Below are 11,635 nucleotides of genomic sequence, written 5' to 3'. Positions count from 1 at the left end.
GATGCCGGCAGGGACGGACTGGTCCGGCCGCACGCTGCTGATCGCCGGATCCTCCCGCGGCATCGGCGCGGCCACCGCGCGCCGGGCCGCCGCCGCGGGAGCGGAGGTGGTCGTCCACGGACGGCGGGACGGTCCGGGGTTGCGGGCGCTCGCCGACGAGCTCGGCTGCCGCCGGGTCGCCTTCGACGCGGGCGATCCCGCCGCCACCGCGCACGGCGTCGGCGGTCTCGCTGACGCGGGGGTGAGCGTCGATGCGCTGGTGTGCACACTGGGCGCGGTCGCGTCCACTCCGGTACTGAGCGGCGAGCCCGACACGTGGACCGAGCAGTACCGCGCCAACGTGCTCGCGCCGCTCAACGTGGTGCGGGCCGTCGCGCCCTCGATGGTCGCACGCGGGCAGGGACGGGTCGTACTCGTGTCGTCCATCCGGGGGCGTCATGCGCTCGCCGCGCCTGCGGTGGCGGCGTACTCGGCGGCCAAGGCGGCGCTGGAGAACCTGACGGTGTCCCTCGCCAAGGAGCTGGCGCCCCAGGTGACGGTCAATGCCGTCGCGCCCGGCTTCGTGCTCACCGACATGGCCGAGACCTGGACCGACGAGGTGCGGGCCGAGGTCGGCCGGAGTCTGCTCGGCCGGGCGGCGGATGCCGACGAGATCGCCCGGGTCCTGCTCTTCCTCGCCAGCGACGCGGCAGCCTTCGTCACCGGGCACACCCTCGTCGCCGACGGCGGTCTCACCGTCCGCGCCACCTGACGCCTCCCCGGTCGGCCGGGGGTGCCGGGTCACCTCACCGCCCGGCGGGGAGCCCCGTCGGATCGCTGATCGGGGCCGCGACGCGCCGGGCGCGCAGGCGGCGGAGTCCGACGACGAGGCCCATCGCCACGACCACGCAGAGTCCGCCGGCGACCACGTCGAGGAGGTAGTGGTTGGCGGTGGCGATCACCACCAGCACCTGGACGGTCGGGTAGAGCACGGCGGCGACGCGCCACCACAGGCCGGGGAAGCTCCACATCTGAATCGCGCACCACAGGGACCAGCCGAAGTGGAGGGAGGGCATGGCGGCGTACTGGTTGGTGGCGTCGCCGATGCCGCGCGGCGCCGACGCGGCGTCGCCCCACCAGCCGTAGTCGGCGTACGCGCGCATCACGTCGATCATGCCGAGGTCGGGCAGGAGCCGCGGCGGGGCGACGGGGAAGCGCGCGTAGATCACCAGCGCGATGGCCGAGGCGATGATCAGGGTCCAGTAGCCGCGCTGGTGCACCCAGCCGCCCAGCCGCCACGAGCGGTAGAGCACCAGCGGCGTGGCGGCGTAGTGGAAGACGGCGTAGAAGTAGCAGGCGGGGACGGCGAGCGCCGGGATCGACGCGAGCCAGGTGTTGGCCGGGCGCTCGAAATGCTGGATCAGCCAGTGCTCGACGTCCGCGATCGCGCGCGAGTGCGCGAGGGCGCCGGCGACGTCCTCGCCCTGGGCGGCGCGGATGAGGGTGTAGGCCACGGCGAGGACCAGCAGCGCGCCGCCCTCGACGAGGGTGACGGCCCACCGTCCGGAGAGGCGGGCCGGAGGCGCGGTCGCGGCCCGCACGGACGACGCCGCGGACGCCGCGAGGGAAGGGTCCGGCTCGCCCCTGTCGCCCACCGTCAGGTCGCGCGATGTCATCGGCCCTGCGTCCTCCTGTCGTTCACACCATCACTGTCCTACAGCAATGATTGCGATCACGCAATCAATTGAGTAGCGTCCGGCCCGTGGGTGAGCGCGACACGCTGTTCGAGGGGCTGGAGCAGTTCCTGCAGTCCCTGTGGACCCTCGCGGAGCGCGAGGGGCTCACCTACCTCGCCGACCGGGACCTCTCGCTGACCCAGATCCGCACGCTGCTCATGCTGACCATGGCCGACGCGCCCCTGCCCGTGAACCAGATCGCGGAGCGGATGGAGCTGTCGGCGCCCGCGGCCTGCCGCAACATCCACCGCCTGGTCCGGCTCGGCCTGGTGGAGCGCCGCGAGAGCCGCGTGGACCGGCGGGTCCGGCTGGTCTCCATCACCCGCGAGGGCCGTGAGCTGCTCGACCGGCACCAGGAGCCGCGCCGCGCCGCGCTGCGCATGTTCATCGGCCGGCTGCCCGACGACGAGGTCGGGGCGTTCAACACGGCCCTGCAGCGTCTCCTCGCCCGTGCCGACGTGCTCGCGCCCGCGGACGCCCCTGCCGCCCCACCGGTGCCCGTGCGCTGACGCCGCGGCACCCGGCCCCGGCCGAGCGGGGGAGGTACGCCGGCCGCGGCGGCTCATCCCGGGCCGTCGGGGTGCGTGAGGTCCCAGGCGCGCGAGACCTTCCGGGGCACGACCATCCGCCAGGCGTCGACCACGAGCTCGCGTGCCTCGCTCGGCTCCAGGGCCGCGAGCTCGGCGTGGACCCAGTTGAACCGGAGCTCGGACTCGCGGGGCAGCCCGAACCGGTCCGGCGCCCCGGCGACGAGTGCCGCGCGCTCCTCCTTCGGGAACGCGAAGCCCATCACGGTCTCGTCGCGCGAGAACGCGACGTACACGATCTGGCCGACCCGGAACTTCAGCCGGTCGCGCACGTAGACCGGGTAGGACCGCTCCAGCTCGTCGCCGAGCGACCGGACGTCGTCGAGCACCGCCATGCTGGGTTCGACCGGTACGACGGCGCGGACTCATCGCCGGCCCCCTCGTCAGTCCTCGACGCGCTCGATGCGGGTCCACCCCGCCCAGCCGCGCTCGGCGAGGAGCTCGCGCAGCCGCCGGACGGGCGGGCTCTCGTCGGCCATGGAGTCCAACAGCCGCACGAGCGCGTTGTCGTCCAGGAACTCCTCCTGCAGCTCGAGCTGCCCGGTGGCCGCCGCCTCCTCGAAGAGCTCGACCAGCAGGTCGGCCATCTCGCGCACGATCTGCTCGTGCTCGTCGCGCTCGCCGCGGACCAGGTCGCCGATCAGCCGGTAGAACCGGACCGTCCGCTCGTCCTCGAGCTGGGCGTTCTTGTCGTCCATGAAGGCGGGGATGCGGTCGGGGTAGCGGCCGGCGATCAGGATCCAGGCGTCCCGCTCACCCTCGATCAGCTCGTCGGGCGCGCCGATGCTCCGCACCCGGTCGAGGTAGTCGGCGACCTCGGGAGGCACGGCCAGGGAGTCGCCCGACTCCAGCTGCGCGATCCGACGCCGGTGCTCCTGGAGCTCGCGGATCTCCGCACGCAGCCGGCGGTCGATGTCGCCGACCGCCTCGCTGAACGTCGCCGGGTCGGCGTCGAGCAGCTCCTGGACCCGCGCCAGCGGGACGCCGGCCTCGGCGAGGGTCCGGATCCGGATCAGCCGGACCACCGCCGGCGCGTCGTAGGACCGGTAGCCGGAGCGGTCGCGCTCCGGCTCGGGCAGCAGCCCCACCTGGTGGTAGTGCCGCACCGCCCGGATGGTCACTCCGGCGTACGACGCCAACTGTCCGATCGTGAGCACGGAACCAGCCTGCCCTCACGCGAACCGGCGGCGATAGACCCGGGTGGCGATCGCGTACGCGAGCACGAGGAGGCCGGCGCACCAGGCCACCGCGATCCAGGCGTCGTCGCCGACCGGCTGCTCGGCGAGCAGGGCGCGCAGCGTGTTGACGATCGAGGTGACCGGCTGGTGCTCGGCGAACCAGCGGACCGGCCCGGGCATGCCCTCGGTCGGGACGAACGCCGAGCTGACGAACGGCAGGAAGATGATCGGGTAGGCGAAGCCCCCCGCTCCGTCCGGCGACTTCGCGGCCAGCCCGGCGATCACCGCCAGCCAGGTCAGCGCCAGGGTGAACAGGACCAGGATCGCGGCGACCCCGAGCCAGGCGAGCACGCCGGCACCGGAGCGGAAGCCCATGAGGAGGGCGACGAGCACGACCAGCACGACCGACATCAGGTTCGCGACGAGCGAGGTCAGCACATGGCCCCACAGCGCCGCGGAGCGGGCGATCGGCATCGACAGGAACCGCTCGAAGATCCCGCCCTTGAGGTCCAGGAAGAGCCGGTACGACGTGTAGGCGATGCCGGAGGCGATCGTCATCAGGAGGATGCCGGGCAGCAGGTAGTCGACGTACTCGCCGTCACCGGCGTCGATCGCGGCGCCGAAGACGTAGACGAACAGCAGCATCATCGCGATCGGCGTGATGGCGGTGGTGATGATGGTGTCGGGGCTGCGCAGGATGTGGCGCAGCGATCGACCCAGCAGGGTGCGGGTGTCGCTCACGACGTGGGTGCTCATGACGCTCTCCTCAGTGCTCCGCGCCGACGAGCGCGAGGAAGATCTCCTCGAGCGTCGGCTGCTTCTCGACGTACTCGACCTGGGCGGGCGGGAGCAGCTGCTTGAGCTCCGCGAGCGTGCCGTCGACGATGATCCGGCCCTGGTGGAGGATCGCGATCCGGTCGGCCAGCGCCTCGGCCTCGTCGAGGTACTGGGTGGTCAGCAGGACGGTCGTGCCGCCGGCGGCGAGCTCCCGGACGGCCTGCCACACCTCGATCCGGCCCTGCGGGTCGAGCCCGGTCGTCGGCTCGTCCAGGAAGATCACCGGCGGATCGCCGATCAGGCTCATCGCGATGTCGAGCCGCCGGCGCATGCCGCCGGAGTAGGTGGCGGTGCGGCGCCCGCCCGCCTCGGTGAGGGAGAAGCGCGCGAGCATGTCGTCGGCCACCTTCCCGGGGTCGGGCAGGTGCCGCAGCCGCGCGACCAGGACCAGGTTCTCCCGGCCGGTCAGGATCTCGTCGACCGCCGCGAACTGTCCGGTGAGGCTGAAGGACTCGCGGACCTCCGCCGGCCGGGTGGCCACGTCGAAGCCCTGGACCGAGGCGGTGCCGGCGTCCGCGCGGGTCAGGGTGGCGAGGATCCGGATCAGGGTCGTCTTGCCGGCGCCGTTGGAGCCGAGGAGGGCGACGATGCTGCCGGCGGCGACCTCGAGGTCGACCCCGCGCAGCACGGGCAGGTCTCCGAACGACTTCTCGACGCCGGCGACCCGGATGGCGGTCGCTGCCTGTCGTGTCATGGCGGTGCTTCCCTTCGTGACGGGAGGCCGGGGCGGCCTCAGGACAGCAGCGTGCGGGGTTGACGCTGCGTCAAGGTCAACCCCGCAGCCGACCCGGGTTTCTGGTGAGCCGTCGTACCGTGCTCGGGTGCCGGGCCGCCGGCACGCACGGGTACGGTGAGGCCATGACTCGGGCACAGGGCTACGGAGCGCACTTCGGATCAGCCACCCCCGCGCAGGACCGCGACGGGTTCCGGACCTTCACCGTGCGTGAGCTCGTCGCGTACGGCCGGCTGATCGTCAACCGCGAGCGGGTCGACCCCGAGCGGGTCGTCCACGAGTTCATCCGGGCCAACCCGGACGTGGACCTCGACGCGCGCAGCACGATCACCGACTGGCAGGACGGCCACCGGCCCGGCGACACCGCCGAGCGCCCCCGCGGCTACTTCTGAGTTCGCTGTCTAGGACCGGTCGAGCGCGTCTTCGACTCGTCCCTGGGAGGATCGGGCCATGGACGTGCTGCGCTCGATCCCCCTCTTCGTGCTGGCGGCGATCGCCGAGATCGGCGGCGCCTGGCTGGTGTGGCAGGGGGTCCGGGAGCACCGCGGTTGGCTGTGGATCGGCGCCGGGGTGATCGCGCTGGGCCTCTACGGCTTCGTCGCCACCTTGCAGCCGGACGCGCACTTCGGCCGGATCCTGGCGGCGTACGGCGGGGTGTTCGTGGCCGGCTCGCTGCTGTGGGGGATGGCGCTCGACGGCTTCCGCCCGGACCGGTACGACGTGGCGGGCGCGCTGGTCTGCCTCGTGGGCGTCGCCGTCATCATGTACGCCCCGCGATCGGGCTGACCCCGGTCGGGCGGACCGGGCTCGGGTGGTTGCCTCTCCCGCATTACCTGGATACTCTGTGTCCAGATAACGCGAAGGAGCAGTGGCCGTGCGGATGAACGAGGGCGTCGAGTGGGCGGCCCATGTCTGCGTGCTGCTCCACTGGCTGCAGGAGGGCGACACGAGCGACGCGGGCGGCGCGACGCCGGTGCCGGTGGCTCGGCTCGCCGAGGTCTACGACCTCCCGGCGCCGTACCTCGTCAAGCAGGTCCAGGCGCTGACCCGGGCCGGGATCACCGAGTCCGTGCCCGGCAAGCACGGCGGCGTCCGGCTGGCCCGGTCCGCCGACCGGATCACCCTCATGGACGTCGTCGCGGCGATCGAGGGTCCCGGCGACGCGTTCGCCTGCACCGAGATCCGCCGCCGCGGCCTGAACGAGGACCGGCCGGAGCGCGAGTTCGCCAAGCCCTGCGGCATCGCCCACGCCATGCGCGGAGCCGAGCTGGCCTGGCGCCGGGAGCTGGCCGCGACCTCCGTCCTCGACCTCGCCGCGGCGACCCCGCGCCGGGTCGCCGCCGACGTACGCCGGCACTTCGCCCGCACCTGAGCCTGCGGTCCGGGCCCGCCTCGGACCGTACATCCAAAACTGGACAAGTAATGTCCGATTAATGAGAGAGGAAGAGCCATGACCCGCACCCCGATCCGCGAGGCGACCCCGGAGACCTTCCAGGCGCTGCTCGCGCTCGACACCCGGATGAAGAAGTCCCTCGGCCCGGTGCTCTACGACCTGGTCAAGCTGCGGGCGTCCCAGCTCAACGGCTGCGCCTACTGCGTCGACATGCACGCCACCGACCTGGAGCGCCGCGGGACGCCGATCCGCAAGCTGCACGGCGTCGCCGCCTGGCAGGAGAGCCCGTTCTTCGACGCGACCGAGCGGGTCGCCCTCGCCTTCGCCGAGCAGCTGACCGGCGGCGTCGGGCCGATCGACGACGACCTGTGGGACGAGGCGGGCCGGCTGCTGGGCGAGGAGCGCCGGGCCGACCTGATCGTCGCCGTCGGCACCATCAACACCTGGAACATGGCCGGCATCACCACCCACCTCCAGCCGGAGGGCGCGCTGACCTGAGCGCGCCCGCCCGGGTCGCCCGGGTCCAGCCGGAGGGCGCGCTGACCTGAGCGCGCCCGCCCGGGTCGCCCGGGTCCAGCCGGGGCCGCCCGGGGCCGCCCGGGGCCGCCCGGGGCCGCCCGGTCAGCCCAGCTGCCGGGCGAGCTGGTCGAGGAACTCGTCGGCCATGGCGAGCTGGGTGACCAGGCGGGCCCGGCGCTCGGTGGCGTCGGCGAGCACCGCGTCCAGCCGCGCCCGGGCGGTGGCGTGGCGCTCGGCGGCGTGCGGGTCCCGGAGGGTCTCGAGGTCGCGCATGGCGGCGCTCATCTCGTCGAGGGTGAAGCCGAGCGGCTTCATCCGCCGGATGACCAGGATCTTCTCCACGTCGTCCTCGGTGTAGAGCCGGAACCCGCCCTCGGAGCGACCGGAGGGCCGCAGCAGGCCGACCTCGTCCCAGTGCCGCAGGCTGCGCAGCGACAGCTCGGTCCGGGCGGCGACCTCGCCGATCTGCATCATGCGCCGATCCTCCCGCATGCCCCAGTGGAAGGTGCTGGGCGATGCCAACTCTCACGTAACGTGAGAGTAGAGTGCGGGAACCGTGAGCGACTCCCCTTCCGTCCGTGCCGCGCTCCGGTCGCCGCGCCTGCTGCGCACCGAGGTCCTCGCCGGGCTCGTCGTCGCGCTGGCGCTGATCCCCGAGGCCATCTCCTTCTCGATCATCGCCGGCGTCGACCCGCGGGTCGGCCTGTTCGCGTCCTTCACGATGGCGGTCGCGATCTCCTTCCTCGGCGGCCGGCCGGCCATGATCTCGGCCGCCACCGGCGCCGTCGCGCTGGTGATCGCGCCGGTGATGCGCGAGTACGGCTACGACCACCTGATCGCGACCGTCCTGCTCGGCGGCCTGATCCAGGTCGTCCTGGCGCTGGCCGGCGTCGCCCGGCTGATGCGGTTCATCCCGCGCTCGGTCATGGTCGGCTTCGTCAACGCGCTGGCGATCTTGATCTTCCAGGCCCAGCTCGACCACCTGGTCGACGTACCGTGGGCGGTGTATCCGCTGACCGCCGTCGGCATCGCCGTGATCGTGGGCTTCCCGCGGATCAGCGCGGTGGTCCCCGCGCCGCTGGTCGCGATCGTCGCGCTCACCGGGTTCGTGCTCCTCGCCGGCGTCGACGTGCCGGACGTCGGGGACGAGGGGGCGCTGCCCGACAGCCTGCCCGCGTGGTTCGTGCCCGACGTGCCGTTCACCCTCGACACGCTGCAGACGATCGCGCCGTACGCCGTCGCCATGGCGCTCGTCGGCCTGCTCGAGTCGCTGCTGACCGCGAAGCTCGTCGATGACATCACCGACACCCCGTCGGACAAGACCCGCGAGGCGGCGGGCCAGGGCGCAGCGAACGTGATCACCGGGTTCTTCGGCGGCATGGGCGGCTGCGCGATGATCGGCCAGACCATGATCAACGTGAAGGTCTCGGGCGCACGCACGCGGATCTCGACCTTCCTCGCCGGGACCTTCCTGCTCGTCCTGGTCGTCGGCTTCGGCGACGTCGTCGCGCTCATCCCGATGGCCGCGCTCGTCGCGGTGATGGTCATGGTGTCGGTCGGCACCTTCGACTGGCACTCCCTGCGGATGCTGCGCCGGATGCCGCGCTCGGAGACCACGGTCATGGTGACCACCGTCGTCGTCACCGTCGCCACCCACAACCTGGCGATCGGGGTGGTCGTCGGCGTCCTCGTCGCCATGGTGCTCTTCGCCCGCCGGGTCGCGCACCTGGCGAACGTCGAGCGGGAGCTGGTCGTCGCCGACGGGTCAGCCGTCGCGCACTACCGCGTCACCGGCGAGCTCTTCTTCGCCTCCAGCAACGACCTCTACGCGCAGTTCGCGTACGCCGGCGACCCGGACCGGGTGGTCATCGACCTGTCCGCCTCGCACGTGTGGGACGCCTCGACCGTCGCCGCGCTGGACGCGGTGACCACGAAGTACGAGCGCCGCGGCACCACCGTGGAGATCCAGGGGCTCAACGAGCCCAGCGCGGCCTTCCACGACCGGCTCACCGGCCGGCTGTCCACGCACTGACCCGGCCGGCCGCGGCCCGGCGGGCTCAGCGCGCCGCGCGCTCCGCCAGCCGGACGGCGGCGTGCCGCACGATCGGCGCCTCCTCCGGGTCGCGCACGGCCTCGTGCGGGACCAGCCCGCCGAGCAGCCCGGCGGGCTGGGTCAGCCAGGCCCACACCTGCCACGGGTCCATCGTCGAGGCGAGGAGCGGCTCCACGACCGGGGCCAGCTCGGGCCGCAGCTCGCCGTCGTCGTCGAGCTGGAAGGCCGGGACCAGCGCCCCGCCGTCGTGGGGCACGACGAGCAGTGCGCCGCGTCCGGCCGCCTTGTGGACGGCGAACCGGGCGGCGTTCTCCGACACGCCCCGCAGCCGGGCGAGCGTCGCGTAGGTGTGGGTCGGCGAGGCGAGGAGCCGCGCGCGCACGTGGGCCTGCCGGCGCAGCTGCACCAGGGCGAGCGGGACCGCGTGCGCCGGGTCGTCGCCGTCCTGGTGGAGGACCCGGTCCAGATCGGCCAGCTGGTCGTCGGTCAACGGGGCGCCGGTGCCCGGGTCCCGCCAGCGGGCGACGCCGCCGAGGTCGCGCTCGAAGGTCGGCAGTCCAGCCGCGCCGAGATGGTCGGCCAGGGCGAGGTCCTCGAGCCACTGCGCCAGCTGCTGCCCGTTCACGGGGCCAGCCTCGCACGTGGCCCGATCTGCGAGGCTGGCGGCCATGGACCTGACCGAGGACTTCGAGGCCGAGCGGCCGCGACTCCTGGGCCTGGCGACGCGCGTGCTCGGCGACGCGAGCGAGGCGGAGGACGTCGTCCAGCTGGCGTGGCTGCGGTTGCACGGCAGCGACGCCGGGATCGACAACCTGCCCGCGTGGCTGACGACGGTGACCACCCGGCTGTGCCTGGACCGGCTGCGGGCCCGCACACCGATGCCGGCCGCGGATCCGGAGCTGTCGGAGACCGCCCCCGACCCGGCCGACGACGTCGTCCTCGCCGACACCGTCGGGATCGCGCTGCAGGTGGTGCTGGACCGGCTCAGCCCGGGAGAGCGGGTGGCATTCGTCCTGCACGACAGCTTCGGGTTCGACTTCCCCACGATCGCCGAGCTGCTCGACGTCACGCCGGTCGCGGCGCGCAAGCTGGCCTCCCGCGCGCGCGGCAAGGTCGCGCAGCCCCGCTCCGACGACGCGCTCGCCGACTGGGAGGTCGTCGACGCCTTCATGGCCGCGGCCCGCGAGGGCGACTTCGCCCGGCTGGTCCGCCTGCTCGCGCCCGACGCCGTGGTCGCCGGCGACGACGCCGCGGTCCTCATCGGCACCCCGCGACGCCTCACGGGGCGCCAGGAGGTCGCGACCTTCTTCGACGGCGCGGCCCATGCGGCACTGGCCGTCTACGTCGGGCCGCGGCCGGGATCGGCCTGGTTCGACCGGGGCGTGGCGCGGGTCGCCTTCGACTTCACCGTCGCCGACGGCGTCGTGCGGCGCATCGACTTCCGGGCCGACCCCGACGTGCTCGCCCGGGTCGCCCGGCGCGACGGGGCGCGGCGGCGGTGACCCGGGGCCGGCCCGGAGGAGATCCGCCGCGTCCGGTCACACTCGCGGCCCGCCGTACGTCATGAGGACAGGACCCGAGAGGAAGGAACCCGACGATGAAGACCATGACCTGCCGACAGCTCGGCGGCCCCTGCGACCTCGCGCACCGCGGGAAGGACGCCGACGAGGTGATCGTCGCCCAGGACCAGCACCTCAAGGAGGTCGTCAAGGCCGGTGACGAGGCGCACCGGCAGGCCCGGCAGGAGATGAAGTACCGCTGGCTGCACCCCAAGAAGTCGCTGGGCTGGTACAACGACATGAAGGCGGCCTTCGCCGAGCTGCCCGAGGACTGACCGGCGCCGGCCGCCGGGTCACCAGCGGAGTTCGACCTCCAGCTCGTTCTCCTCGCCGATCTCGACCTCCACCGTGAGCTCGACCTCGTCGGGGACGTCGACGGTGATCCGGTGGCCCGCGCGCTCGAAGGTGACGCTGTTGTGCCGATCGAGGGAGTCGGCCAGGGCGCGCAGCCGGGCGGCGGCCTCCTCGCGACGCAGGCGCTGGGTCTGGTCGATCTCGAACAGGTCGTCCACGGGTTCTCCTCTGGCTGGTCGTCGGTGTTCGTCGTGAACGGTACCCAGCCGGTCCCGGGCGGGCCCTCCCGACGGCTCGGGGATGAGGCAAACCCGGCCCCGTCGCCGCAGCCGACGGCGGGCTAGGAGCCGTCGACCAGCTCGGCGACGAGGGCCTCGACGCGGCGGCGGATCTCGTCGCGGATCGGCCGCACCGCCGCGATGCCCTGGCCGGCCGGGTCGTCGAGGACCCAGTCCTCGTAGCGCTTGCCCGGGAAGAACGGGCACTCGTCGCCGCAGCCCATGGTGACGACGACGTCGGCCTCGTGGACGGCCGACTCGGTGAGCACCTTCGGCTGCTCGGTGGCGATGTCGATGCCCTCCTCGGCCATCGCGGCCACAGCGATCGGGTTGACCTGGTCGGCCGGCTGCGAGCCCGCGGAGAGGACCTCGACGCGGCCACCGGCGAGGTGCTGCAGGTAGCCGGCGGCCATCTGCGAGCGGCCGGCGTTGTGGACGCAGACGAACAGGACGGTGGGCCGGGTCGCGGGTGTGGTCATCGGATTTCTC

18 protein-coding genes are annotated in these 11,635 nt (G+C 73.2%); 9 read left to right on the top strand and 9 right to left on the bottom strand.

All coding sequences use genetic code 11. The features are described 5' to 3' along the window. Nucleotide 1: 1 nt before the first annotated feature. On the top strand, nt 2-751 hold the full coding sequence (locus tag ACPZVR_RS21815; protein WP_436701793.1) for an SDR family NAD(P)-dependent oxidoreductase: 750 nt from the start codon (nt 2-4) through the stop codon (nt 749-751). A 34-nt stretch (nt 752-785) separates the two neighbouring features. On the opposite strand, the gene ACPZVR_RS21810 is transcribed toward ACPZVR_RS21815, so the two are convergent. Further along, nucleotides 786-1,655: a phosphatase PAP2 family protein gene (locus ACPZVR_RS21810; protein WP_436701792.1), complete on the bottom strand. Its 870-nt coding sequence runs from the start codon at nt 1,653-1,655 to the stop codon at nt 786-788. Between the two features lie 86 nt (nt 1,656-1,741). Here ACPZVR_RS21810 and ACPZVR_RS21805 point away from each other — a divergent pair, with 86 nt between their 5' ends. Beyond that, nucleotides 1,742-2,224 (top strand): MarR family winged helix-turn-helix transcriptional regulator, encoded by a 483-nt coding sequence (locus tag ACPZVR_RS21805; protein WP_436701791.1) that lies wholly within the window; start codon nt 1,742-1,744, stop codon nt 2,222-2,224. A gap of 53 nt (nt 2,225-2,277) precedes the next feature. Here the strand turns inward: ACPZVR_RS21805 and ACPZVR_RS21800 are convergent, their stop codons facing one another. From ACPZVR_RS21800 to ACPZVR_RS21785, 4 genes are read right to left on the bottom strand one after another with little or no spacing between them, the layout of a single operon-like run. Next, nucleotides 2,278-2,637 (bottom strand): MmcQ/YjbR family DNA-binding protein, encoded by a 360-nt coding sequence (locus ACPZVR_RS21800; RefSeq protein WP_436701790.1) that lies wholly within the window; start codon nt 2,635-2,637, stop codon nt 2,278-2,280. Nucleotides 2,638-2,685: 48 nt separating this feature from the next. Continuing rightward, nucleotides 2,686-3,459 (bottom strand): MerR family transcriptional regulator, encoded by a 774-nt coding sequence (locus tag ACPZVR_RS21795; protein WP_436701789.1) that lies wholly within the window; start codon nt 3,457-3,459, stop codon nt 2,686-2,688. Nucleotides 3,460-3,474: 15 nt separating this feature from the next. Next, the gene (locus ACPZVR_RS21790; protein WP_436701788.1) at nt 3,475-4,236 is read right to left on the bottom strand and encodes an ABC transporter permease; all 762 of its coding nucleotides are present in this window, start codon (nt 4,234-4,236) and stop codon (nt 3,475-3,477) included. Between the two features lie 10 nt (nt 4,237-4,246). Beyond that, nucleotides 4,247-5,011: an ABC transporter ATP-binding protein gene (locus ACPZVR_RS21785; RefSeq protein WP_436701787.1), complete on the bottom strand. Its 765-nt coding sequence runs from the start codon at nt 5,009-5,011 to the stop codon at nt 4,247-4,249. A 164-nt stretch (nt 5,012-5,175) separates the two neighbouring features. Here ACPZVR_RS21785 and ACPZVR_RS21780 point away from each other — a divergent pair, with 164 nt between their 5' ends. The 4 genes from ACPZVR_RS21780 (at nt 5,176) to ACPZVR_RS21765 (ending at nt 6,941) form a co-directional block, all read left to right on the top strand. Beyond that, on the top strand, nt 5,176-5,442 hold the full coding sequence (locus ACPZVR_RS21780; RefSeq protein WP_436701786.1) for a hypothetical protein: 267 nt from the start codon (nt 5,176-5,178) through the stop codon (nt 5,440-5,442). Nucleotides 5,443-5,500: 58 nt separating this feature from the next. Further along, the gene (locus tag ACPZVR_RS21775) at nt 5,501-5,836 is read left to right on the top strand and encodes a YnfA family protein (RefSeq protein WP_436701785.1); all 336 of its coding nucleotides are present in this window, start codon (nt 5,501-5,503) and stop codon (nt 5,834-5,836) included. Nucleotides 5,837-5,930: 94 nt separating this feature from the next. Next, a complete protein-coding gene (locus ACPZVR_RS21770; protein WP_436701832.1) occupies nt 5,931-6,422 on the top strand; it encodes an RrF2 family transcriptional regulator in 492 nt (163 codons plus the stop codon). 78 nt (nt 6,423-6,500) lie between these two features. After that, on the top strand, nt 6,501-6,941 hold the full coding sequence (locus ACPZVR_RS21765) for a carboxymuconolactone decarboxylase family protein (RefSeq protein WP_436701784.1): 441 nt from the start codon (nt 6,501-6,503) through the stop codon (nt 6,939-6,941). Nucleotides 6,942-7,064: 123 nt separating this feature from the next. Here ACPZVR_RS21765 and ACPZVR_RS21760 read toward each other — a convergent pair whose 3' ends face one another. Further along, the gene (locus tag ACPZVR_RS21760) at nt 7,065-7,436 is read right to left on the bottom strand and encodes a MerR family transcriptional regulator (protein ID WP_436701783.1); all 372 of its coding nucleotides are present in this window, start codon (nt 7,434-7,436) and stop codon (nt 7,065-7,067) included. A gap of 82 nt (nt 7,437-7,518) precedes the next feature. On the opposite strand from ACPZVR_RS21760, the gene ACPZVR_RS21755 reads away from it, so the two are divergent. Next, a complete protein-coding gene (locus ACPZVR_RS21755; protein WP_436701782.1) occupies nt 7,519-8,994 on the top strand; it encodes a SulP family inorganic anion transporter in 1,476 nt (491 codons plus the stop codon). A 25-nt stretch (nt 8,995-9,019) separates the two neighbouring features. Here ACPZVR_RS21755 and ACPZVR_RS21750 read toward each other — a convergent pair whose 3' ends face one another. Then, nucleotides 9,020-9,640, bottom strand: a complete 621-nt coding sequence (locus ACPZVR_RS21750) for a hypothetical protein (protein WP_436701781.1) — start codon at nt 9,638-9,640, stop codon at nt 9,020-9,022. A gap of 43 nt (nt 9,641-9,683) precedes the next feature. Here ACPZVR_RS21750 and ACPZVR_RS21745 point away from each other — a divergent pair, with 43 nt between their 5' ends. Both ACPZVR_RS21745 and ACPZVR_RS21740 read left to right on the top strand, forming a co-directional pair. Then, entirely contained in the window at nt 9,684-10,517 is an 834-nt protein-coding gene (locus tag ACPZVR_RS21745; protein WP_436701780.1) for a sigma-70 family RNA polymerase sigma factor, read from the top strand. 95 nt (nt 10,518-10,612) lie between these two features. After that, nucleotides 10,613-10,849, top strand: a complete 237-nt coding sequence (locus tag ACPZVR_RS21740; protein ID WP_436701779.1) for a hypothetical protein — start codon at nt 10,613-10,615, stop codon at nt 10,847-10,849. Between the two features lie 18 nt (nt 10,850-10,867). Here the strand turns inward: ACPZVR_RS21740 and ACPZVR_RS21735 are convergent, their stop codons facing one another. Both ACPZVR_RS21735 and ACPZVR_RS21730 read right to left on the bottom strand, forming a co-directional pair. Beyond that, a complete protein-coding gene (locus tag ACPZVR_RS21735; protein ID WP_436701778.1) occupies nt 10,868-11,086 on the bottom strand; it encodes an amphi-Trp domain-containing protein in 219 nt (72 codons plus the stop codon). Nucleotides 11,087-11,208: 122 nt separating this feature from the next. Beyond that, a complete protein-coding gene (locus tag ACPZVR_RS21730) occupies nt 11,209-11,625 on the bottom strand; it encodes an arsenate reductase ArsC (protein WP_436701777.1) in 417 nt (138 codons plus the stop codon). Between the last annotated feature and the right edge of the window lie 10 nt (nt 11,626-11,635).

This window comes from Nocardioides segetis (assembly GCF_051390595.1).
GTDB lineage: Bacteria > Actinomycetota > Actinomycetes > Propionibacteriales > Nocardioidaceae > Nocardioides.
Note: the sequence above shows the minus strand (reverse complement) of the source record. Positions and strands in the feature narration are given on the sequence as shown.

Excerpts from the sequence above, each read along its gene's own strand:
- ACPZVR_RS21815 (WP_436701793.1), top strand. The coding sequence starts at position 2 with ATGCCGGCAGGGACGGACTGGTCCGGCCGCACGCTGCTGATCGCCGGA.
- ACPZVR_RS21810 (WP_436701792.1), bottom strand. The coding sequence starts at position 1,655 with ATGACATCGCGCGACCTGACGGTGGGCGACAGGGGCGAGCCGGACCCT.
- ACPZVR_RS21800 (WP_436701790.1), bottom strand. The coding sequence starts at position 2,637 with ATGGCGGTGCTCGACGACGTCCGGTCGCTCGGCGACGAGCTGGAGCGG.
- ACPZVR_RS21790 (WP_436701788.1), bottom strand. The coding sequence starts at position 4,236 with ATGAGCACCCACGTCGTGAGCGACACCCGCACCCTGCTGGGTCGATCG.
- ACPZVR_RS21785 (WP_436701787.1), bottom strand. The coding sequence starts at position 5,011 with ATGACACGACAGGCAGCGACCGCCATCCGGGTCGCCGGCGTCGAGAAG.
- ACPZVR_RS21780 (WP_436701786.1), top strand. The coding sequence starts at position 5,176 with ATGACTCGGGCACAGGGCTACGGAGCGCACTTCGGATCAGCCACCCCC.
- ACPZVR_RS21775 (WP_436701785.1), top strand. The coding sequence starts at position 5,501 with ATGGACGTGCTGCGCTCGATCCCCCTCTTCGTGCTGGCGGCGATCGCC.
- ACPZVR_RS21770 (WP_436701832.1), top strand. The coding sequence starts at position 5,931 with ATGAACGAGGGCGTCGAGTGGGCGGCCCATGTCTGCGTGCTGCTCCAC.
- ACPZVR_RS21765 (WP_436701784.1), top strand. The coding sequence starts at position 6,501 with ATGACCCGCACCCCGATCCGCGAGGCGACCCCGGAGACCTTCCAGGCG.
- ACPZVR_RS21760 (WP_436701783.1), bottom strand. The coding sequence starts at position 7,436 with ATGATGCAGATCGGCGAGGTCGCCGCCCGGACCGAGCTGTCGCTGCGC.
- ACPZVR_RS21745 (WP_436701780.1), top strand. The coding sequence starts at position 9,684 with ATGGACCTGACCGAGGACTTCGAGGCCGAGCGGCCGCGACTCCTGGGC.
- ACPZVR_RS21740 (WP_436701779.1), top strand. The coding sequence starts at position 10,613 with ATGAAGACCATGACCTGCCGACAGCTCGGCGGCCCCTGCGACCTCGCG.
- ACPZVR_RS21730 (WP_436701777.1), bottom strand. The coding sequence starts at position 11,625 with ATGACCACACCCGCGACCCGGCCCACCGTCCTGTTCGTCTGCGTCCAC.